The 21,955-nt window shown below is 43.0% G+C and carries 18 protein-coding genes; 16 read left to right on the top strand and 2 right to left on the bottom strand.

The features are described 5' to 3' along the window. Positions 1 to 37: 37 nt before the first annotated feature. The 5 genes from IPL34_RS00720 to IPL34_RS00700 all read left to right on the top strand — a co-directional run bounded on the left by IPL34_RS00720 (position 38) and on the right by IPL34_RS00700 (position 6,764). Positions 38 to 886 (top strand): ATPase, encoded by an 849-nt coding sequence (locus tag IPL34_RS00720; RefSeq protein ID WP_296836256.1) that lies wholly within the window; start codon positions 38 to 40, stop codon positions 884 to 886. 16 nt (positions 887 to 902) lie between these two features. Beyond that, on the top strand, positions 903 to 1,979 hold the full coding sequence (locus tag IPL34_RS00715) for a homoserine O-succinyltransferase (protein ID WP_296836253.1): 1,077 nt from the start codon (positions 903 to 905) through the stop codon (positions 1,977 to 1,979). 5 nt (positions 1,980 to 1,984) lie between these two features. After that, entirely contained in the window at positions 1,985 to 2,983 is a 999-nt protein-coding gene (locus IPL34_RS00710) for a hypothetical protein (protein ID WP_296836250.1), read from the top strand. A 43-nt stretch (positions 2,984 to 3,026) separates the two neighbouring features. Further along, the gene (gene glgC / locus IPL34_RS00705; RefSeq protein ID WP_296836246.1) at positions 3,027 to 4,298 is read left to right on the top strand and encodes a glucose-1-phosphate adenylyltransferase; all 1,272 of its coding nucleotides are present in this window, start codon (positions 3,027 to 3,029) and stop codon (positions 4,296 to 4,298) included. 531 nt (positions 4,299 to 4,829) lie between these two features. Beyond that, positions 4,830 to 6,764: an AAA family ATPase gene (locus IPL34_RS00700; RefSeq protein WP_296836243.1), complete on the top strand. Its 1,935-nt coding sequence runs from the start codon at positions 4,830 to 4,832 to the stop codon at positions 6,762 to 6,764. Positions 6,765 to 6,821: 57 nt separating this feature from the next. Here the strand turns inward: IPL34_RS00700 and ilvC are convergent, their stop codons facing one another. Together ilvC and IPL34_RS00690 are read right to left on the bottom strand one after the other, a co-directional pair. Next, entirely contained in the window at positions 6,822 to 8,297 is a 1,476-nt protein-coding gene (gene ilvC / locus IPL34_RS00695) for a ketol-acid reductoisomerase (protein ID WP_296836238.1), read from the bottom strand. A 113-nt stretch (positions 8,298 to 8,410) separates the two neighbouring features. Further along, on the bottom strand, positions 8,411 to 9,298 hold the full coding sequence (locus IPL34_RS00690) for a hypothetical protein (protein WP_296836233.1): 888 nt from the start codon (positions 9,296 to 9,298) through the stop codon (positions 8,411 to 8,413). A 211-nt stretch (positions 9,299 to 9,509) separates the two neighbouring features. Between IPL34_RS00690 and mrcB the strand changes: the two genes are divergently transcribed. The 11 genes from mrcB (at position 9,510) to kdsB (ending at position 21,861) form a co-directional block, all read left to right on the top strand. Continuing rightward, on the top strand, positions 9,510 to 12,062 hold the full coding sequence (mrcB, locus tag IPL34_RS00685; protein WP_296836228.1) for a penicillin-binding protein 1B: 2,553 nt from the start codon (positions 9,510 to 9,512) through the stop codon (positions 12,060 to 12,062). Positions 12,063 to 12,070: 8 nt separating this feature from the next. Then, positions 12,071 to 12,955, top strand: coding sequence for a tetratricopeptide repeat protein (locus IPL34_RS00680; protein ID WP_296836223.1), 885 nt, complete (start codon positions 12,071 to 12,073; stop codon positions 12,953 to 12,955). Next, a complete protein-coding gene (locus tag IPL34_RS00675) occupies positions 12,952 to 14,907 on the top strand; it encodes an ATP-dependent DNA helicase (RefSeq protein ID WP_296836219.1) in 1,956 nt (651 codons plus the stop codon). The genes IPL34_RS00680 and IPL34_RS00675 overlap by 4 nt, the downstream gene beginning before the upstream one ends. After that, on the top strand, positions 14,904 to 15,608 hold the full coding sequence (tsaB, locus tag IPL34_RS00670) for a tRNA (adenosine(37)-N6)-threonylcarbamoyltransferase complex dimerization subunit type 1 TsaB (RefSeq protein ID WP_296836213.1): 705 nt from the start codon (positions 14,904 to 14,906) through the stop codon (positions 15,606 to 15,608). Before IPL34_RS00675 ends, tsaB begins: the two co-directional genes overlap by 4 nt. A 33-nt stretch (positions 15,609 to 15,641) precedes the next feature. Beyond that, positions 15,642 to 16,862, top strand: coding sequence for a lytic transglycosylase domain-containing protein (locus IPL34_RS00665; protein WP_296836207.1), 1,221 nt, complete (start codon positions 15,642 to 15,644; stop codon positions 16,860 to 16,862). A gap of 128 nt (positions 16,863 to 16,990) precedes the next feature. Then, positions 16,991 to 17,707: a MotA/TolQ/ExbB proton channel family protein gene (locus IPL34_RS00660; protein ID WP_296836201.1), complete on the top strand. Its 717-nt coding sequence runs from the start codon at positions 16,991 to 16,993 to the stop codon at positions 17,705 to 17,707. Continuing rightward, a complete protein-coding gene (locus IPL34_RS00655; protein ID WP_296836198.1) occupies positions 17,704 to 18,135 on the top strand; it encodes a biopolymer transporter ExbD in 432 nt (143 codons plus the stop codon). Before IPL34_RS00660 ends, IPL34_RS00655 begins: the two co-directional genes overlap by 4 nt. 22 nt (positions 18,136 to 18,157) lie before the next feature. Beyond that, positions 18,158 to 19,921 carry a lipid A export permease/ATP-binding protein MsbA gene (msbA, locus tag IPL34_RS00650; RefSeq protein WP_296836195.1) on the top strand — a complete coding sequence of 588 codons (1,764 nt, stop codon included), beginning with the start codon at positions 18,158 to 18,160 and terminating at the stop codon, positions 19,919 to 19,921. After that, positions 19,914 to 20,936 carry a tetraacyldisaccharide 4'-kinase gene (lpxK, locus tag IPL34_RS00645; RefSeq protein ID WP_296836192.1) on the top strand — a complete coding sequence of 341 codons (1,023 nt, stop codon included), beginning with the start codon at positions 19,914 to 19,916 and terminating at the stop codon, positions 20,934 to 20,936. Before msbA ends, lpxK begins: the two co-directional genes overlap by 8 nt. Beyond that, positions 20,918 to 21,109: a Trm112 family protein gene (locus tag IPL34_RS00640; RefSeq protein ID WP_296836189.1), complete on the top strand. Its 192-nt coding sequence runs from the start codon at positions 20,918 to 20,920 to the stop codon at positions 21,107 to 21,109. Before lpxK ends, IPL34_RS00640 begins: the two co-directional genes overlap by 19 nt. Continuing rightward, on the top strand, positions 21,106 to 21,861 hold the full coding sequence (kdsB, locus tag IPL34_RS00635; protein ID WP_296836184.1) for a 3-deoxy-manno-octulosonate cytidylyltransferase: 756 nt from the start codon (positions 21,106 to 21,108) through the stop codon (positions 21,859 to 21,861). Before IPL34_RS00640 ends, kdsB begins: the two co-directional genes overlap by 4 nt. Positions 21,862 to 21,955: the final 94 nt, after the last annotated feature.

Below are 21,955 nucleotides of genomic sequence, written 5' to 3'. Positions count from 1 at the left end.
AGCTATTTTTGCCACACAAGGTTTAGGGGTTAAGGACGTGCGTTTATCGGTTGAAGAGTACCGTCATTGGTCAAATAAAAAAGTCACTCTCGTTGGCATGTCAGGGGTCGGTAAAACCTACTTATCGAGTATGCTACGCCAGCATAATTGGTTTCATTATTCCGGTGATTATCGCATTGGGGCGCGTTATCTGGATGAAGCGATTCTGGATATGATCAAAGAGCAGGCGATGCAAGTGCCATTTTTGCGCGACCTATTGCGTAAGGACTGGATTTATATCCGCAATAATATCACTGTTGATGATTTAGGTCCGGTGCTAGCCTTTGTCGGTAAGCTCGGTAATCCAGACTTAGGCGGGGTTGCTTTAAGTGATTTTATTCGTCGCCAAGCCCAATATCGTGACGCTGAAATTAAATCCATGCTCGATGTACCAGAATTTATTCATAAAGCGCAAACCATTTATGGTTATGATCACTTTGTGAATGATGTAGGCGGGAGTTTATGCGAGCTAGATCAGCCCGGTGTGATTGAGCTATTAGCTGAGCATACTTTGATTTTATATATCCAAGTGACCACTAAAGCCGAAGAGCAAAAGCTGATTGATCGTGCTAAGAGCGATCCCAAACCCTTATATTACCGTCCAGAGTTTTTGCGTGAGCAATTAGCGGTTTATCTCGAAGAGCAAGGTTTACCCCATGCCGAGGCTTTAGTACCGGATGATTTCACGCGCTGGGTATTTCCGCGTTTATTCCATTCACGCATTCCACGCTATGAAGCGATTGCGCGTGATTATGGTTATACCGTCACTTCGGAAGAAGTTGCAGCGGTTAAAAATGAAGCCGATTTTAATGCATTGATTGAAAACGCTATTGCGCGTCGTACCTAAGGATTAGATTAAGTTCATGCCTGTTGTTGCCCATTCTCAGTTGCCAGCCTTTGAACGTTTACGTGAAGAAGGTCATGTCGTGCTCGATGAAAATCGGGCGGTTCATCAAGATATTCGTGAATTGCATATTGGCTTACTCAATATGATGCCGGATGCAGCTCTGATGGCAACGGAGCGGCAATTTATTCGTTTAGTCAGTGCCTCTAATTTAATTGCTCAATTTCATGTGCATGTATTTACTCTGCCGAGTATTCCACGCGGTGAAAAGGCACAAGCCTATATTGAGCAATATTATGAAAGCTTTGAAACTTTAAAGCGTGAGGGCTTAGATGCTTTAATTTTAAGTGGCGCTAATCCTCAAGCTGCACATTTAAGTGAAGAGCCTTTTTGGGAGGAATTAACTCAAGTCATTGATTGGGCTAATGAGAATGTGACGACTACGATGTGCTCTTGTTTAGCTACCCATGCGGTAGTTGAGCATTTATATGGTTTAAAGCGCCAACGTTTGCCTGAGGGTAAATGTTGGGGCGTGTTTTCGCATACGCTAGCGCACCCAGAACACCCTCTAGTCTCGAATTTAAATACTAAATTTGATACGCCGCATTCACGCTTTAATGATATTAGCCAAGAGGCTTTTGAATCTAAGGGTTTAAGAGTATTAGTGACAAGCCAACAAGCAGGTGTACATCTTGCGGTGAGTCCCGATTTATTTCGTTGGATTTTTTTGCAAGGACACCCCGAATATGATCGGGCTAGTCTATTAAAAGAATATAAGCGCGATATTACTCGTTGGCATGCAGGGCAATATAAAACTTGTCCACCCATTCCCTATCGCATGTTGGATGAGCGTTTAGAGCCGCTATTAAATGATTTTGCACATCGAGTGGCGGACGCTAAACTCAATGATAGCCCTATGCCGGAATTACCAGAGCCACTGCTATGGAATGGGATTCATAATACATGGGGTGATACCGCTAAAGCCCTGTTTAGTAATTGGATTGGCAAAATGTATCAAGTTACGCATCATGAGCGTAGTATTCCCTTTATGGAAGGTATTGATCCCAACGACCCTTTAGGATTATTAGGAAAGTAGGTCTAATGCTACGTTGGCTATTAAGGATTGCAACATTAGTATTATTTGTCATTAGTGCACGCATGGCGCTGAGCTATTGGCAGTATGATGAATATGCGGTCGATATAGCCAAACTATTTAGCCAGCAAGTAACCCCTCAGACCCTGAGCCAAGCGCTTGATAAAGCCTTAGCTGATAATCATCCTGATGAAGCGCGTATGTATTTAAAGCTAGCGGAGACCTTTGCGCTTCCATTGGATAAAACGGCTTACGAGACCAAACTACAAGAACTAGAGTCTCCTTTAAATACTGCTATGCGCACGGTCACCGAATTTAAGGATGGTTTTTTAGACGGTTCGGCCGAGTCGGGGGTAGGCGTGATTGGGGCTATTACCTCGGATTTTACCGTAGTCGGGGATGTGCGTGATCTGTGGGAACAGTATGATTTATATACTCAAAACCAACCCACCAATGACTTGATTATTGCCTTAGCAGGGGTTGGCGTGGGCTTGACCGCAGCGACGGTTATGAGTGCAGGCTCAGCGAGTCCCGCTAAAATGGGCGTGTCGGTGTTCAAAATAGCGACTCGTACCGGACGTTTAACACCGCGCTTTCAAGCGTATTTAACCCGTCAGGCGAGTAGTGTATTTGATACTAAAACTTTTTTGCGTAGTGCCAAGCAAGATCAAACGCTAGAGGGCATTACGCGTGCAGTGAATGAGGCGTATCAGCCCGCTGCGGTAGAAACATTGTCTGAACTAGCGACGCGTACTAATGCTATTCGTCAAGTTAGTTCACTAATGGATACTGTACACTTATTGCAGTATGTTGAGAGTGCCGATGATTTACGGCGCCTAGAAAAGCTCACCGTAAAATACGGCACAGAAACAAAAGGCATTATGAAATTACTAGGTAAAAGTGCCATTGGTACTGTAAGGGTACTAAGGCGTACTACAGAACTGGTATTGAGTTTAATGTCTACCTTACTATCATTTTTGGGTATGTTATTGGTTTGGCGCCGATAGAATACTTTTAACGCTACCGCAGAATCAAAAGGGAGGATGGGCTATGACAGAAGAAGATAACCCACGTTATGTCAGTCGTTTAACTCGTGATACATTGGCTCTCGTTTTAGCAGGAGGGCGTGGTTCACGTCTTTACGAGCTAACCGACCGCCGTGCTAAACCCGCTGTTTATTTTGGCGGTAAGTTCCGCATTATTGATTTTCCGCTGTCTAATTGCGTGAATTCTGGTATTCGCCGCATTGGGGTACTGACTCAATATAAAGCCCACTCTTTGATTCGTCATATTATGCGGGGTTGGTCTACCTTTCGCAGTGAGTTAGGCGAGTTTGTCGAAGTATTACCCGCTTCACAGCGCACCGATGGTGATTGGTATCAAGGTACTGCGGATGCGATTTATCAGAATCTGGATATTGTCGAAACCCTGCGCCCTAAATATGTATTAGTGCTCTCTGGTGATCACATTTATAAAATGGACTATGGCCAAATGCTCGCCTATCACGTTGAAAAAGGCGCAGATATGACCGTTTCCTGTGTAGGTGTATCCTTAGAGGATGCGAAAGGTTTTGGGGTCATGAATGTCGATGAAAACAATCGAGTGGTCAGTTTTGACGAAAAGCCCGCAGAACCTAAACCTATGCCCGGCTCAGATAGTATTGCGCTTGCCTCGATGGGTAACTATATTTTTAATACCGACTTTTTATTTGAGCAACTCCAAAAAGACGCCCAGAACCCTAATTCCAGCCGTGATTTTGGTAAAGATATTATTCCCTCGATTATTGGTGAGCATAAGGTTTATGCCTATCCGTTTAAAGATCCAGTCACGGGTAAACAACCCTATTGGCGTGATGTAGGAACGGTGGATGCGTTCTGGGAAGCTAATATGGAGTTGGTGTCTATCCAGCCCGAATTAAATTTGTACGACGAAAAATGGCCGATTTTGACTCATCACCGTCAATTGCCGTCGGCTAAGTTCGTGTATCACGAGCCGGGGCGTGAAGGTAAAGCGTTAAGCTCTATTGTGTCGGCAGGTTGTGTGATTTCAGGGGCAGATGTGCGCAATTCGCTGCTGTTCTCCAATGTTAAAGTCCACTCTTATGCCAGTGTGCGTGATTCGGTGATTTTGCCGGAGGTGGATATTGGACGGCATTGTCGAATTTATCGCGCAGTCATTGATCGCGGGTGTGTCTTGCCAGAAGGGATGGTGATTGGTGAAAACCGTGAGGAGGATGCCAAACGCTTCCGCGTGACTTCAAAGGGGATTACTTTAGTAACGCCTGAGATGTTAGGACAAAAAGGCCCTGCGAGTGTGGGCTAGTATTTATGTAGCTCTAATAATATGAGTGATGGCTTTCATCACTCATATTACTCTGTGCGTTAGCTATTTTTTTTAAGGTAATTCGCTGCCTATATTGTTTGTTGTAGCGTTGTAGATTGTTGCATCCCTTAGTATTTCTTGTGGTGTGGTTGTACTTAGGGTTTAAGAGTAGAGTTAATTACTATTTACAAAATTTTGTTATTTTTAGCTGTAATAGTATTTAAAAATCTTTCCCTTTTTTATTAATTTTAACTTATTAAGTACATGAGCCTAAGTTTTCGTGTATTCGTATCGCGGAAAATCAATGAGTTCTGATAGATGTGCAAAAAATTTAATCCTCTTATTTATAAATATTTGATTTTTAATCATAATTAAATTGCCAAACGTTGCCTAGTATGCTGAGTCCAGCAGTTTTATACGATTTACTAGAGTTTAGTAAAATTAAATATATATAGCTTAAAATTTTGTTGCAGTAAGTTGGCTATTTTTATATTATACTTAATATTGTATTAAGTATGGTTGATTTTTTATATGATTCTATCCGATTTTATTGCAATAAATTATAAAAGTTGTCGTCATCTTGAAATTGTTATAAGAGACAATAGTCCTACTATCTTAATAGGTGAAAATGATTGTGGTAAAACAACTTTACTAAAAGCTATAAACTATCTATTAGATTCAGAACCAAAAAAAGATATTTATTGGTCAACTGATAAAACTGATCGCCAAGATTTGTCACATAGCCCCATGAAGGTAGAAGAGATAAACTCCATTTTTAATGCAAAAGGACTACCTAATTTGTTACACCATCACAAGGCTGATAGTAAATATGTAGTTTTTGCAGGAAAAGTTAAGTTAGATGATTGTGATAATGTGTTTGATGATCTTATTTCCTATCAACTAAGATGGGCAATAGAAAGTTCTATATTGAATAATAGCAATAATTTTTGGTTAATAAGAGTATTTAGTTTAGGTTGTGAGCCAGAAACTTATTATTTAAGTGAGCATCCGAAAGATGCTGGGCTTAAAGATATATATGCTTATAGTACTGAGTCAAAAGCAAAAAGCTTAAGAGAGAAATATGACCCTTCCAAGAAGAACCTAGTAAATGATAATGATAGTGGAAAATATACTATCTATGAAAATCTTCGGGCAGTTTTGAAGAGTGTTGAAACCGAGAAAACCTATATTGCTATCTCAAATAAGCAGTGGAAGAGTGATGTTAATGTGTTTCCAGAGTATGTTTATCTTGATTGGAAAGGCTCATTAGATACAGTAACTGAAACCACTGAGCGTATGGTAAAAGATATTATTCAACAGGAAGTTAAAGAGGCACAAAATGCTGCTAATAATTTAAAAGAGGCAGCTCAGGATAAAATTGATTCACAATTAGCACTTTTTGGTATTCAAGAGGAAGTAAGTATTATAGAAAAAATAATAGCTAATATTAATTTTGATGTAAAAGCGAATTTATCTGAGCTACTAGTAAAGAAAGTTGGGATAGAAAATAGTATTCATATTGAGGATCAAGGCGAGGGCATTAAGCGCCAAATATGGTTCGCATTAATTAAGTATCAATCACAACAAAAATTTTCTGTAGATGTAAAAAAACGTTATTTATGGTGTTTCGACGAGCCTGAAACACATCTTCACCCTAAGGCACAGAGAGATTTTTTTCAAACATTGGTAAATTTAGCTAATAAGAATTTCCAGATTTTAATAAGCACACATAGTACAATTTTTGTTGATGCCAGTCACTTAGATAATATTTATAATTTTTCTAAAAATAATGGTTATACAAATATTAGTAATACCTTACATGTGCAGGATATTTTTTATAGTTTAGGTGTGAAAAATAGTGATTTTTTATTCTATAATAAGTTTTTAATGGTAGAGGGAGCTACAGAGTTGCAACTAATTCCTAAACTATATAAATTATATACTAAAAAAACATTGTATCAAGATCATATTCAAATTATAAATTTAAATGGATGTAAAAACGTAAGGCACACTGATTATGTTTTTTCCAGTTTGTTGAGTGGTTTTGTTAAGCCAGATGATATAACTGTTTATATTTTAGATAGTGATACAAAATTAGATAAGCATGGTGAAAATAAATTTTTTGTTGGCAAGCAGGATTTAGAAGATGCTATCCCAGCTCAAGTTTGGATAAAGCTAACTAAAACCATTTTTAATGGTTTAGTGGATGTTACACAAGAAGAAGTATTCAATATTGTAAACTCTGTTGAAAATAAAAATCAGAAAAAATTCGCTCCTCTTTTCAAAAAATTGATGCATACTAAGTTAAGTGCAACAGGTCTAGTTAATCCTGAAGATGAGATATTAAAGCTACCCTCTAAGAGCGAGGCATGGGGAAAGCTTATTGCTGATCATATTGAATCCGTAGAAGATATTCCACTTCCTATCATTCATGCTTTTGATGCACTAAGAAGTTATAACTATTAAGAGTAAATTCTTATGTTTCCTCACAGTTTATTTATCAAACTGTGAGGAAAGCACTAATTACACAATTTTCTTCATAGCGGTCATATAGCCCCGTAATTCTTCACCCACAATCTCAACCGAGTGATTGCGAATGATAGCATTAATTTGCACTAATAATTGATTGTCGACGCCATTGTCTTTTACGTCTAAACCTTTACCAATCACATCAGATTTAATCTCTTTCATGAAGGGCGCTAGTAAGGGGCGTGCTGCTTGGTCGAATAGATAGCAACCGTATTCAGCGGTATCCGAAATAACCACATTCATTTCATACAGCTTGCGACGTGCAATAGTATTAGCGATTAATGGGGTTTCATGCAGCGATTCATAGTAGGCAGATTCTTCCACAATACCTGCTTGCACCATCGTTTCATAAGCTAACTCAACCCCGGCACGTACCATAGCAACCATTAGAATACCTTTATCAAAGTATTCTTGTTCACTAATAGGCTCATTAGTAGCAGCTTGCTTTTCAAACGCTGTTTCAGCAGTAGCCGCACGCCAGCGGTGCAGATCATAGTCGTCGTTTGCCCAATCCGCCATCATAGTGCTAGAGAATTTGCCAGACATAATGTCGTCTTGATGCTTTTGGAATAGCGGACGCATAATGTCTTTTAATTGCTCAGACAATTCAAACGCTTTAACTTTCGCAGGATTGCTTAAGCGATCCATCATATTGGTAATGCCACCGTGCTTGAGTGCTTCGGTGACTGTTTCCCAACCATATTGCACTAATTTAGCAGCATAAGCTGGCTCAATGCCTTCTTCGACCATTTTGTCGTAGCACAGAATCGAACCCGTTTGTAGCATACCGCATAGAATGGTTTGCTCACCCATCAGGTCAGATTTCACTTCGGCAATCGGAGAGGATTCGAGCACACCGGCACGATGTCCACCGGTTGCAGCGGCAAGTGCTTTCGCAATGCGTAAACCATCGCCATTAGGATCGTTTTCGCGGTGTACTGCAATGAGGGTCGGTACACCAAAACCACGTACATATTCAGCGCGTACTTCAGACCCCGGACACTTAGGACACATTAAAGTGACCGTAATGTCTTTACGAATTTGCATACCTTCTTCGACCAGATTGAAACCGTGTGCATAGTCAAGGCAAGCACCGGATTTCATCAGCGGCATAATCGCATTCACGACCGAGGTATGTTGCTTATCAGGCGTCAGATTCATCACGATGTCGGCGCTAGGGATTAACTCTTCATAAGTACCGACTTTAAAACCGTTTTCGGTGGCGTTTTTCCAAGATTTGCGTTTTTCAGCAATCGCTTCAGCGCGTAACGCGTAGCTTACATTTAAGCCACTATCGCGCATATTTAAGCCTTGGTTGAGACCTTGAGCACCGCAACCCACGATCACGATTTTCTTGTCGCGGATATACTCAATACCTTCTGAGAATTCGTCAGGCTCCATAAAACGGCACTTGCCAAGTTCTTCTAGTTGAACGCGCAATGGCAAGGTGTTGAAATAATTCTGACCCATGTCAGCTAACTCCCTATTCGGAATAGAATGATAGATTGAACAGCGCACTTTAATAGAACATCAGCACTACGTAAACAGCTATCTACGTTTAAAAGAATACTCCTTACCCAAGCTCAATAAGGATTCGCATTCAAGGGGATAAAATGGGGTATCGAGGGTGGTTGATTATTGGGTTCCAGCTCCGCGTAGTCACTGGGGATAGTGAATAACTGTACATCTAAGGGGGCTGTGTTAATTACGCTTAGCTCTTCTTGGGTATCGGGTATGGTATTATGATTCCGCAAAATCAGACTATCTTCAAAGATTAAGCTATTAAGATTAATCGGTGTTTGGGCTTGTTCTTGAATACGCGCAGCCTCTTGAGCCAGTTGATTCATAAATTCAAACATGGCTTTAAGTTGCTGAAAATCTTCTGCATTAATAATGCTATGAGGTGCGTAGCACAAGGTACGCATCAATTGGGTGCGGACTTTGAAACGGGCTATTTTACAGGGTTTACCTAGAATTAAGTCCGTTTTGGTGTCATATTCGATAGCAAACTTAGGTTGAGGAATTTTCAACATTTTCTCGGCTTGTTCTAGGCGTTTTAAAGTAGCAGCACGTTGGCGCTCGGGTAATTCTTCAATTTGCTTTTTAAGCTGTTGGGTAAATTGCTGCTGCATAGCGACTAGATGCTCAGTGCGAGCGCGTATAGTGGCTAGCGTATTGGTGACATAGGTTTGATTTTTAGGATTAATGCTGAACAAGGTTTGGGTGTTATGGTCGTAAATAAGGTATAAATCACCTCCATTGCGCTCCATGCGGACTTTAGAACCTTGAATTTGAATAATAGTAGGATTGCCGAATACACTATTAGTCTGTTGGGTATAGATTAATTCGGTATCGGCCTTAATAGAGCCATGATATAAGCATAGACTTATAATTAGAGGCACAGAATAGAACAGACGGTGATACATCGTAATGGTAGCTTCCGTAATGCGTTGGGGGCTTGTGGCAGGCACTCAAATGAAGTGTGGCTGAGTACAAAATATACAATAAAATAATCACTCTTGCTGAGTTGATGCGCAAAATGACTAACAATAGGTATGGTGCTTAACATTAGTGTAAAATTCTCGTTTAGCTAGTTTAAGTGAGCCTTTTAAGGGTTATTGTGCTTATAAAGCTGAATGTTTCTAACGATAAAAATCGCTGTAACGACGAGTAGGATAAAACTTGACTCAAGATGCAATACAAAAACCACAAACTATTGAGCATCAAACGCGTCAATCGGTGTGGGTATATAGTTTTAAAGGAGTGATGTGGGTGTTCTCCTTAGTGGGTAGGATCTTTCGCATTGGCTTAGTAGCAGGTCTGATTATCGGCTTACTAGCACTGATTGTTTACGCCATGCAATTAGACGAACAGGTAAAAAACCAATTTGAAGGTAGACGTTGGGAGTTACCAGCACGGGTGTTTGCCCGTCCTTTAGAGTTATTTAAAGGGCAGGTGCTGTATGGTGATCATCTAGAGCGCGAACTAAAGCTACTTGGTTATCGTGAGGTCAGTGATGTCAATGAAACCGGACAGTATCTGCGTAAAGGTGACACTTTTGAGCTATACAGTCGTGGCTTTGAGTTTGCTGATGATCGTGAGTCTGCGCGGCATATCAAGCTCACCATTAGCCGAGGTAAAGTCAATGTATTACAGGAGGTGGGCAAAGAAGATATTGCTCAAATGCGCGTTGAACCCTTATTGATTGGCAATTTCTACCCACGTAAAAATGAAGACCGTATCTTAGTGCGCCTTAAAGATATGTCTCCGGTCTTACTTAATGGCCTGATCTCGGTAGAGGATCGACGCTTTTATGAGCACCAAGGTATTAATCCTTTAGCCATTGCGCGGGCTATGGTGGCGAATATGAAAGCAGGAGAGGCGGTACAAGGGGGGAGTACCATCACTCAGCAGTTAGTCAAGAACTTCTATCTCAGTAATGAGCGCAAAATTGAACGCAAGCTCAAAGAAGCTCTGATGGCGGTGTTATTAGAGTTGCGCTATACCAAGCAAGAAATTCTTGAAGCCTATCTCAATGAAATTCACCTCGGTCAAGACGGTGGACGTGCTATTCATGGTTTTGGGATGGCAGCGCAATTTTATTTTAATCGCCCCATTAAAGAACTAAAGCCCGAACAAATTGCTATGTTAATCGCTCTAGCTAAGGGGGCGGTATTTTATAACCCACGCCGTTATCCAGAACGTGCCTTAGAGCGGCGCAATCTAGTGCTGACTGTAATGGAGCAAGAAAAAGTCATTACCCCAGAGGCAGCAGCAGAAGCGCGTACTCGTCCCTTGGGAATTGCAGCATTACAACCTACTTCAGGAGCCAGCCCTTTTCCTGCCTACTTAGATTTGGTGCGTGAACAATTAAAACGTGATTATCGTGAAGAAGATTTACGTAGTGAAGGATTGCTAATTTTCACTTCTATGGATCCGATTGTGCAGCTCATGTCCGAAAATATTTTGATTAAGCGGGTAGAACAATTAGAACGCTCAGAGCGGATTACCAAGGGCATGTTAAATGGTGTGATGCTGATTAGCACGGTACAGGGTGGGGAAGTCATTGCTTTAGTCGGTGGGCGTAATGTGCGCTATCCGGGCTATAACCGTGCTTTAATGTCTAGACGGCAAATCGGCTCTTTGGTTAAGCCAGCGATTTATTTAGCTGCTTTAGAGCAGTCGAATAAATACACCCTAGCTTCGCGCCTCAATGATGGACCGGTGACCGTTAAATTAGGTAAGAATAAATTCTGGGAGCCGGGCAATTACGATAAAAAAAATATGGGCTATGTGACGCTTTTGAAAAGCTTAAGCCTATCACGTAATACGCCAGCGGTACGTATTGGGGTTGATGTAGGGTTAGAACGGATTACTCAGGTATTAAAAGGCTTAGGGATTACCACTCCGATTCCTCAATACCCCTCGATTTTATTGGGTGCATTGGAAATGAGTCCTATGGATGTACAACAGATGTACCATACCTTAGCGGCAGGTGGCTCGTATTCTCCCTTACGTGCTATTCGTAGTGTTATGAATGAGAGTAATGGTCAAGTGCTGACTCGTTATCCCCTAACAGTACAACAGGTCGCTAAACCAGAATCGGTTGAGTTACTCACTTTCGGTTTGCACAATGTCACCACTAATGGTACAGCAAAGGCATTACAAGGTTATTTGCCTGCTTGGAAGCGGGTAGCGGGTAAAACGGGTACGACCAATGATAAAAAAGACAGTTGGTTTGCAGGCTATTCTGGGGAGCATGTGATTACTGTTTGGGTAGGGCGTGATGATAATAAAGAAACCAATTTAACGGGGGGTACGGGGGCTTTAAAAGTGTGGGGCGATATGATGAAAGTCTTGCCGAGTAATGCCTTACGCGTAGGGCAATCCTCACGTTTGGTATGGGCTGATATTGATGCGGATACCGGACAACGCTTTAATCCTGCTTGTAGTACGGCACAACGCGTACCTTTTGCTAAGGGTAGTGTACCTAGTCAAGTGCGTACTTGTGAAATACCCGTACAACCTAGTGTACCTGGTGGAGACGGTGAGGGGGCGCCTCAACCCGCTAATCCACGAGTTCCGCCTATTCAAGCCGGAGTACGTCCAGCACAACCTCCAGTGGCTCGCCCACCAGCGCAACAACCCCGACCAGCCCCACAACAACCCCAACCTCAACCTCGTCGTCCTACTCCTACTAATGAAAGTGGATGGGTAGATGAGTTAATGCAATAAGGATCACTATGAACTCGTTACAACTAAAGGATCATTGGCAGTTAGGCGCTATTATTGCTCTCGCTTTAGGCTTACAGGCTTGTGCACCTGTACCTATGACTCCCGTGGCAACGGATGCAGTGGCGCTAGAGGCTTACCCTGAACCCAATAATAATTACGTAGAACCTAATGATCAGCTCTATTATGATGAGGCAACGGGTGAGTATTATACCGAAACGCCAGTACCGGATAATTATCAACCCCTTAATCCTATGCCTGCACCGATAGCTCCACCTGCCCCGGTCGTACCCACACCACGTCCAGCACCCGTTGCAGTAGCGCCTAAACCGGTCAAAAAGCCGCCTGTGGTCAATACCATTATTGCCGAATCGAGTACCCGCCCTTTACAAGACTTGGGTAGTGTGCAAGTGGAGACTTTAGATCTGAAGCGCCCGACCGCTCCAGCACCTAGCTCTATTCGTCCTACTCCAGTACCGAGTAATCGCCCCTTAACGACTACTCCGTCTTTAACAACCGAGCGAACCACGCGTACCGATACCCCTGTTCCAGCACGTCCAGTAGTTGCACCGCGTAACTATCCTTTATCCCCCGCCGCTGCGAGCTTATTAGAGTCGGCGCGTAATGAAGCAAGCCGTAATAATCTAGGGCGAGCCGGCGAGTTGATAGAGCGTGCACTACGTATTGAACCGAATAATCCTAATCTATGGATGCAGTTGGCACAGTTTAGAAAGCAACAGGGCGATAATGCTCAGGCAGTGGCTATGGCGAAAAAAGCTGCTCAAGTACAACCCGATGATCAGGGCTTAGAGCGTCAAGCATGGTCGTTTATTGCTGGTATTTATCGTGCTACAGGCAATCAAGCCGGTTTAGCTGAGGCTATGTCATACCTGTGAGTGCTGCAAACGCTAAGTCTAAAGCCTCTGAAAAAGCCATGGCGGTGGATTTAGAGCAGTGGCTGACTGAGGAGGGCGCGTTGGCTAAGGCCATTGCTGGCTTTCAAGTGCGCCCCCAGCAAAAGACTATGGCTTTAGCCATTCAAGAAGCCATTCAAACCACCCGTACTGCGGTGATTGAGGCGGGTACGGGGGTAGGCAAAACCTTTGCTTACCTATTGCCCGCTCTAGCGTCAGGGCAGCGTGTCATCATTTCTACAGGTAGTAAAACCTTACAAGATCAGCTTTACTTTAAAGATCTACCCCTAGTATGCAAGTTACTCAATAATGGATTAAAGACAGCGCTATTAAAGGGGCGTTCTAATTATTTATGTTTACACCGTTTAGATTTAACCGAACGCGAGGCTTTATTTAATGATCCGCGCTCGGTAGGGCATTTAAAGCGGGTTAAAAGTTGGTCGAGTCTGACTAAAGCGGGTGATATTGCTGAACTAACGACCGTGCCGCGAGATGCTGAAATTTGGGGGCGCGTCACTTCCACTATTGATAGTTGCTTAGGCTCAGACTGCGAGTATTACGAAGAGTGCCATGTGGTAGCCGCGCGGCGTACTGCACAAGAGGCTGATGTAGTGGTGGTGAATCACCATTTGTTTTTTGCTGATCTCGCTTTAAAAGATAAAGGTTTTGGTGAGTTATTGCCGCAAGCGGATGTTGTAGTTTTAGATGAGGCACATCAATTACCGGATATAGCGTCTGAGTTTTTTAGTGCGAGTTTTAGTAGTCGTCAGTTACTGGATTGGATTCGAGATACACGTACCGAAGTTCTATTGAATGCTGCTGATTTAGTCAAAGTGCGTAATGAGCTACAAGCCCTAGAAAAACAAGTTCAAGATTTACGCCTAGCGATGGATACCCCCGGACAACGTGCACCGTGGTCTAAGCTGCGAGATGAGCCTATCATTGCTCAGCATATGGTAGGGCTGCAAACGACGATTGCCACTTTACAAGAAGAGCTAGGGACAGCGGCGGAGCGTAGCAAAGAGCTAGCAATGAGTTTAGAGCGCCTCAATGAGTTTCAAGCCACCTTAAACCTATTACAAACCGAGCAAGACAATAGTGTGCAATGGTATGAAACCTTTACTCGTGGTTTTAGTTTGACTATCACCCCTTTAAATGTAGCGACTCCTTTACAACAAGTGATGCAAGAATTGCCTTGTACTTGGGTGATGACTTCTGCCACTTTATCTGTAGGCGGTGGTTTTGAGCATTTCAGCCAGCGCATGGGATTGAAGGATGAGGTGAGTACGCTGCAATTAGATAGTCCCTTTGATTATTGGAATAACTCCTTGCTGTATTTGCCTGCGGGTTTACCAGAACCACAAGACTCCGACTTCACTGATTTAATGTTAGAGGCCGCTATTCCAGTCATTAATGCCTGTGGGGGGCGCACTTTTATGCTATTTACTAGCTATCGTGCTTTAAATGAAGCGGCTGAACGTCTCCAAGATGAATTGGAGTTTCCCATCTTGATTCAAGGTCAAACCTCACAGCGTGATTTGATTGAAAAATTTCGTGAGTTAGGTAATGCCGTGTTATTAGGGACGGCTTCTTTTTGGGAAGGTGTCGATATTAGAGGCGAGGCGCTCAGTTGTGTCATTATTGACAAATTACCCTTTGCGTCTCCCAGTGATCCGGTATTAGAGGCGCGTATGAATGCTATTCGACAAGCAGGCGGTAGTCCGTTTGAAGAGTATCAATTACCTCAAGCCGTGATTGCTTTAAAACAAGGAGTAGGACGTTTGATTCGAGATCAACAGGATCGTGGGGTATTAATGCTGTGTGATACACGGCTGCGTACTCGTCGTTATGGTCAAGTATTTTTAGATAGTTTACCGCGTATGCCACGGACTCAAAAACTTGAGGTGGTACAGCGCTTTTTTGCCCAATCATGAAATTATTAGCCCTTGATACCTCCAGTGATGCCTGTTCGGTTGCCATTTGGACGCCTAATGGTTGCTTTAGTCGCTTTGAGTTAACCCCTAAAACCCATACCCAATTGATTTTGCCTATGATTGAGCAAGTACTCTTGGAGGCAGGTTTAATATTAGCAGAACTGGATGCGATAGCGTTTGGTCGTGGCCCGGGTGCTTTTACAGGCGTTAGAATTGCAGCCGGTGTGGCTCAAGGCTTAGCTTTAGCCGCAGATAAACGTCTTATTCCGGTATCGACTCTAGCGGCGATGGCTCAGCAAGCTTATCAGGAGCAACAAGCTGAGCAGGTATTAGTAGCTTTGGATGCCCGTATGGGTGAAGTATATTGGGGGAGTTATGGTGTTATTGACGCTAGAATGCAGCCGCTGGCGGCTGAATGTGTGATAGCGCCTGACCATGCCCCATTACCTGCAAGTTTAGCTAAGCAGTGGGTAGGGGTAGGGGATGGTTGGCTCCATTATGAAACAGCTTTGAAACAACGTTTTGCGGATTATTTAACGGCTACAGCAACCGATTACTTGCCTAATGCGACTTATATGGCACAACTAGCCGTTTATGCCTATCAACAAGGTCAAATGATAGATCCCGCATTAGCCGAGCCAGTCTATTTACGTAACAAAGTGGCATTAACAACCCTAGAGCGCACTGCATTAAAACCCTAGCAGTGCTAAGCCACCTAGTATGGAAACTATATAATGCGGATAACCACTTTATCCTATACCTTTGGGATTATGTTGAGTGTCACAGCAATGCAAACAGCTTTGGCAGATGCAGCGGTAGATTTTACCGAACTGACCTCAACTCGTTTAACTAAAACAGTACAGCGTGCGCCGCAGCTTATTGAGCTAACCGGTGCAACCACGTCGAGCAAAGGGTGCTTAGGCTATGATGCCGCTAGACTGCACGAAAGAGCAGCACCTTTTCATGACACAATTATGCTCTATGCCAATCGTTATGGTGTGGATCATAATCTGATTAAGTCGGTGATTGCTGTTGAGTCTTGTTATAATGTAACGGCTTTATCCCCTAAAAGCGCTCAAGGCTTGATGCAGTTGATTCCAGCCACAGCGGAACGTTTTGGGATTAGTGATCCGAATGATAGTGCACAAAATATTCGGGGTGGAGCGCGTTATTTAGCGTGGTTGATTGCCCGCTTTAAAGGCGATGTGAGTAAAGCACTCGCTGGCTATAATGCGGGTGAGGGGGCGGTGGATAGGTACGGTGGTATTCCGCCTTATCGTGAAACACAAAATTATGTGATTAATGTATTGGGGCTATATCAGCGCCTTAGTAATAAAGCCACACCTACGGTAATGGCATCAGCGACCCAAGCCTTACAACAGGATTTAGAGGGAGTTTCGACTGAGCTTACAGCGGTTTTGCGTGGTAATAATGCTTTACCTAGCTTAGCTGATTCATCTGCGGAAATTGAGCAGGCTGCTGCTAGATCGGCAGCTTTGGCTGCAAGACCTACCTCCAGCCATCCCTTATTACAACGTAATCTAGCGCCTAGTGTGCCCCCAGTAGCGAAGCAACGCACTAATGGTAGTAATATAATTCCAGTAGCAGCCCACAATACCTTCAATCCTACCCGTGTGGATGCTGCCAATGAATTAGCGGCTCGCGTTATTGATGGCTTAATTCAAGGTGGACCACCGATTCGCCATGGTCAAGCAGCTCAAGCCCAACGTGCTCCCAATTCTGCTTTCAACCCCGCTCAAGCCAATCAGCGGCGTCCCGCCAACCCGAACCTAACTAGAGCACCTGTACAAGCTGCCAAACGTGTTAATACACCTACACGAGTTAATACGCCACCCAAACGTGTCTCTCATACGTATGTCACTGCTTTAACTAAGCCCGGTCGGGGTGGATGGGAGGCTAATCGAGCGCGTGCTCCGGGTTTATATAAACAATGAGAATAGGTTATGATAGCAGCCTAGGCATTAGCGAGGCTGTATATTCCAATTGTTTATTTATCCAAAAATCAAAATAATCTATGATAGCAGCTGGGCTAACTCGAAAAATAAAATGAGGCTGACGCATAATGTTTGAATTCTTTAAAGCAGGTGGCATCGTCATGTGGCCACTATTGCTCTGTTCTGTAATTGCCATGGCCATAATTATCGAGCGTTTTTGGGCGCTGCGCCCCTCGAAAATTATTTCAGCAGAGGATATTGATCGCGCTCGCAAAATGGCAGCTAGTGGCAAAATCACTGAACCCATGTTAGAGGCATTAAATAATAGTTCCATCATGAGCAAGGTGCTGGCGACCGGCTTAGCCAGTAGTAATGCACCACGCCATATTATGAAGGAAAATATTGAAGAAGCGGGGCGGCATGCGGTTCATGGTATGGAGCGTTATTTAAATGCTTTGGGCACTATTGCCACGATAGCACCGCTCTTAGGTTTATTAGGAACCGTATTGGGCATGGTCGACGTGTTTGGCTCGATTAATAAGGCCGGTTTGGGGAATCCAGCCTTATTAGCAGGTGGTATTTCGGAGGCATTAATTACCACTGTGGCAGGCTTGATAGTCGCTATTCCAGCCTTAATTTTTCATCGTTATTTCAAAGGACGGGTAGATAACTATGTAGTCCGTATGGAGCAAGAAGCACTGAAGCTAGTAGAAATTACTAATAATAATCGTACTAATGCTTTACCACCCAAATCAGCGTCTCCGAGTGCCACCACGAGTGCAGCCGAAAGTGCCCTACAGGTGGCGCGTGCTAATGCAGCGCGTTTAAGAGGGCAAGAGGCATGAATTTCAGAAACCGTCCCAAAGAAGAGCTAGGCATTGATCTGACCCCGTTGGTCGATGTGGTGTTTATGCTGTTGATCTTTTTCATGGTGACTTCTACTTTTGATCGCACCTCTAATCTTAAGATTGAATTACCCACCACCAATATTACGGCAACAGCGCCCATTAAAGATAAACTAGAGTTATTGATCGATGGACAGGGGCGTTATTATGTGAATGGACGTGAGGTATTAAATAATCAACCGGAAACCTTATTCCAAGCCATGACTCAAGTACTCAATGAAATGTCTGACGTGCCCGCGTTAGTCATCTCCGCCGATGCGAATGCTACCCATCAGTCAGTGGTTACCGCAATGGAGATTGCGGGACGTTTGGGCTTGACTAATTTCTCGATTGCGACCTCACAGACTGCACGTAAAACACCGCAATAACACGCAATAACAAAGGATGACCATGCCACAGGCCAGTATGACGGGGCTTTCAGTTTATAAACGCTTAATCACGTATGCTTTCCCTTACTGGCGTTATTTAGTACTGGCGGTGGTGGCGTTAATTATTAGTGCTGCCACCCAACCCTTGTTTGCGGCTGTTATGGGGCCGCTGCTGGATAAGGCGATCTTACAGCGTGATCCTGAAGTCATTAGCTGGTTGCCGTTTGGCATTATGGGGATTTTTCTATTGCGCGGTAGCACCATGTTTATGTCGAGTTATTACATGGGGTTAGTAGGGCGCTTAATTACCCAAACGATTCGCAATCAGGTGTTTAATCATACCTTAGCCTTACCGATTCGTTATTTCGAGCAAACGACCAGTGGTAAGCTGATGGCGCATATTTTGTATTATACCGAACAGGTCGCCTCAGCAGGCACTCGTGGTATAGCCAGCTTAATTCAAGACTCGGCAACGGTGCTTGGTTTATTAGCATTGATGTTTTATCGGAGTTGGCAATTAACGCTCGGTGTTTTACTCATAGTGCCTTTAATTGCATTAATTGTGATGTATGCCACTAAACGTTTACGACGTATTAGTCATGCAGTACAGGATTCGATGGGTGATGTCACTCAAATTACTCATGAAGTATTAAATGGCTATAAAGTGATTCGCTTATTTAATGGGAATCACTTTGAAGCTGAGCGTTTTGCTAAGGCTAATCAGCGCAATATGCAGCTTCAAATGAAGCGTATGGTGACTGAGTTATTAAGTACACCTTTAGTACAGTTTTTAGTGGCTTCAGCTTTAGCTGCGATTGTGTTTTTAGCAACACGCGAAAGTACTTTAGAAACTTTATCGCCCGGGACTTTTATGTCCTTTGTCATGGCAATGATTTTAATCTTAGCCCCTATTCGTAATCTCACTCAGTTAGGCGCACAATTACAAACCGCTATTGCCGCAGGTGAGAGCTTATTTAAATTATTAGATAGCTCAACAGAACCAGATTTAGGTACTAAAACTATTGAGCGCTGTCAGGGAGAGATGGTGTTTGACAAGGTGAGTTTTACCTATCCCGATACTGAAAAACAAGTACTGAATAATATTAGTTTTAAAGTAAAAACTGGGCAAAAAATTGCGTTAGTAGGGCGTTCAGGTAGTGGCAAAACCACTTTAGTAAATTTAATTCCGCGTTTTTATCCAGAGTACAGCGGTGCTATTTATCTGGATGGTATTAATTTAAAAGAGCTAACCTTGCAAAGTTTACGTGGTCAAATTGCTTATGTAGGACAGGAAATAGTCTTATTTAATGACACAGTGCGTAATAATATCGCTTATGGAGTAATGCGGAAGGCGCCTGATTCAGAGGTTTGGGCAGCAGCGGAAGCCGCTTATGCTGCTGATTTCATTAGGCAACTACCTCAAGGCTTAGATACCATGATTGGCGATAATGGTGTATTGCTTTCGGGGGGGCAACGCCAACGTTTATCGATTGCTCGCGCGATTTTAGCCAATGCTCCAATATTAATTTTAGATGAGGCCACATCTGCGCTAGATACTGAGTCGGAGCGACATATTCAAGCAGCATTAGAATGTCTACTCGCTAATCGTACTACTTTTATGATTGCTCATCGTTTATCTACTATTGAAAAAGCGGATCAAATTCTGGTGATGCAAGAAGGGCAAATTATAGAGCAAGGTACACATAGTGAGTTATTAGCACGACAAGGTGCTTATGGTCGTTTGCATAGTTTGCAATTTAAGGATGAGCTATTAGCTCATGGTTAAGCTTAAACTATTCATCACGCATTTTTTTGAATCTATTTGGTATCAGCCCCAAGCCCCTTTCTGGGCTAAACTGCTGTTTAAACCCTTAGAATTGCTTTATTGTTATTTAACAAAATGGAAGCGCTTAACTACAAGCCCTACTAAACATCCTATACCTATTATAGTTGTGGGTAATATTACAGTGGGTGGTACTGGTAAAACACCCCTATTAATTCATTTAGTACAGCTCTTAAAAGATAAAGGTTTTAGACCCGCTGTAATTAGTCGAGGTTATGCCGCAGCTCAACCTTTAATACATCCTATTCTAATCGATTCAAGCACATTAAGTACGGAGGCAGGTGATGAGCCAATACTCATTTATCGGCGTACTCAAGTACCGGTTTGTGTTTTTCCTAAGCGCAATTTAGCTATTCAACAATTATTAAGGGATTATCCCGAATATAATGTCATTTTAAGTGATGATGGCTTACAGCATTATAGGCTGGGGCGTGATATTGAAATAGCGGTGATTGATGGTGAGCGTTTATTGGGTAATCAGTGTTGCTTACCCTTAGGGCCATTGCGGGAGCCTATTAATCGTCTTGATACAGTTGATTTTAAAATCATTAATGGTGAACAAGCTACTTTAGGTTTTAGTATGCGTATCAAGGGTGAAACGCTATATGCCTTGAATGACCCTAGGTTGCAGCGTCCCTTAGCGGATTTTATGGGGCAAGTAGTCAATGTGGTGACGGGGATCGGTAATCCAGAGCGTTTTCTAACCACTTTGCATCAGGCAGGCTTAAAGCCTTTATTAAAACGCTTTCCGGATCATCATGCTTTTGAGGCGCAGGATTTTTTATTAGATAATGCTCATCCCATTCTGATGACTGAAAAAGATGCCGTTAAATGTGGTGCTTTAGCCTTGACTAATGCGTGGTATTTGCCCATTAGCGTGAGCCTAGAAGCACCTTTTGAGGATTTATTTTTGCAACGTTTACAGGAGGTTAGTATCTCATGCAAAAGCAATTGTTAGCCATCTTAGTGTGTCCCGTCACTAAGGGTGCTCTAGTTTATAATAAAGAGGCTCAGGAACTGATTTCTTACGCGGCACGCCTAGCTTATCCGATTAAAGAGGGTGTACCTATGCTCTTGGAAGATGAGGCACGTCCTTTGACGGATGACGAGCTAGAGCACCGTCTATCATGAGTCAGGGTGTCGTTGTGGTGATTCCCGCGCGCTTTGCCTCGACCCGTTTTCCGGGCAAACCTTTGCATGTCTTAGCAGGTAAGCCTTTGATTCAACATGTGTATGAGCGTGCGAAGGCACTGCAAGCTCAAGTGGATGCTATTATTATTGCCACTGATCATGAAGGCATTAAAAACACGGCTGAAGGATTTGGTGCGACGGTGTGTATGACAGCTAGTACGCATGAAACCGGAACCGATCGTTTAGCGCAGGTGGCAAATTATTATGCTTGGTCAGATCAGACTATTGTGGTGAATTTGCAGGGTGATGAGCCTTTAACACCTTTGACTAATTTAGAGCAGTTAATTGCCAATATGCAGCGTTATGATGATGTGGCGATGGCGACTTTAGCGACTCCTATTCAGTCACTTGAGGAATTGAATAACCCTAACTGTGTTAAAGTGGTGTGTGATAATACGGGCAAAGCACTCTATTTTAGCCGTGCCCCGATTCCGCATCAGCGTGATGGTTTATTACGACCCTTAGCGGATTATGCGCTGCGCCATATTGGGATGTATGCGTATCGTGTAGGGTTCTTAAAGGCTTATCCGCTGTTATCCCCAGCCCCATTAGAAGCTTTAGAAAAGCTAGAGCAATTACGTGCTTTAGCCAATGGTTTTAAGATCCATGTCGACATTGCCTACGAAAATCCCGGTTTGGGCGTTGATACCTTAGCCGATGCGGTCAGTGTGGAAAAGCTATTAAATAGTTGATAATTGTGCTAAGCACTCAAGTTAAAGCATTATTCCGCTGGATTTTTATAGTTTCTATGGCATTTAAATGAAATTTTGTTTACATTACTCAAAT

The organism is Thiofilum sp. (assembly GCF_016711335.1).
Classification (GTDB): domain Bacteria; phylum Pseudomonadota; class Gammaproteobacteria; order Thiotrichales; family Thiotrichaceae; genus Thiofilum.
Note: the sequence above shows the minus strand (reverse complement) of the source record. Positions and strands in the feature narration are given on the sequence as shown.

What these genes read in the sequence shown, in the direction of transcription:
- IPL34_RS00715 (WP_296836253.1), top strand. Translation starts at nt 903, where the DNA reads ATGCCTGTTGTTGCCCATTCTCAGTTGCCAGCCTTTGAACGTTTACGT.
- IPL34_RS00710 (WP_296836250.1), top strand. Translation starts at nt 1,985, where the DNA reads ATGCTACGTTGGCTATTAAGGATTGCAACATTAGTATTATTTGTCATT.
- glgC (WP_296836246.1), top strand. Translation starts at nt 3,027, where the DNA reads ATGACAGAAGAAGATAACCCACGTTATGTCAGTCGTTTAACTCGTGAT.
- IPL34_RS00700 (WP_296836243.1), top strand. Translation starts at nt 4,830, where the DNA reads ATGATTCTATCCGATTTTATTGCAATAAATTATAAAAGTTGTCGTCAT.
- ilvC (WP_296836238.1), bottom strand. Translation starts at nt 8,297, where the DNA reads ATGGGTCAGAATTATTTCAACACCTTGCCATTGCGCGTTCAACTAGAA.
- IPL34_RS00680 (WP_296836223.1), top strand. Translation starts at nt 12,071, where the DNA reads ATGAACTCGTTACAACTAAAGGATCATTGGCAGTTAGGCGCTATTATT.
- tsaB (WP_296836213.1), top strand. Translation starts at nt 14,904, where the DNA reads ATGAAATTATTAGCCCTTGATACCTCCAGTGATGCCTGTTCGGTTGCC.
- IPL34_RS00665 (WP_296836207.1), top strand. Translation starts at nt 15,642, where the DNA reads ATGCGGATAACCACTTTATCCTATACCTTTGGGATTATGTTGAGTGTC.
- IPL34_RS00660 (WP_296836201.1), top strand. Translation starts at nt 16,991, where the DNA reads ATGTTTGAATTCTTTAAAGCAGGTGGCATCGTCATGTGGCCACTATTG.
- IPL34_RS00655 (WP_296836198.1), top strand. Translation starts at nt 17,704, where the DNA reads ATGAATTTCAGAAACCGTCCCAAAGAAGAGCTAGGCATTGATCTGACC.
- msbA (WP_296836195.1), top strand. Translation starts at nt 18,158, where the DNA reads ATGCCACAGGCCAGTATGACGGGGCTTTCAGTTTATAAACGCTTAATC.
- lpxK (WP_296836192.1), top strand. Translation starts at nt 19,914, where the DNA reads ATGGTTAAGCTTAAACTATTCATCACGCATTTTTTTGAATCTATTTGG.
- IPL34_RS00640 (WP_296836189.1), top strand. Translation starts at nt 20,918, where the DNA reads ATGCAAAAGCAATTGTTAGCCATCTTAGTGTGTCCCGTCACTAAGGGT.
- kdsB (WP_296836184.1), top strand. Translation starts at nt 21,106, where the DNA reads ATGAGTCAGGGTGTCGTTGTGGTGATTCCCGCGCGCTTTGCCTCGACC.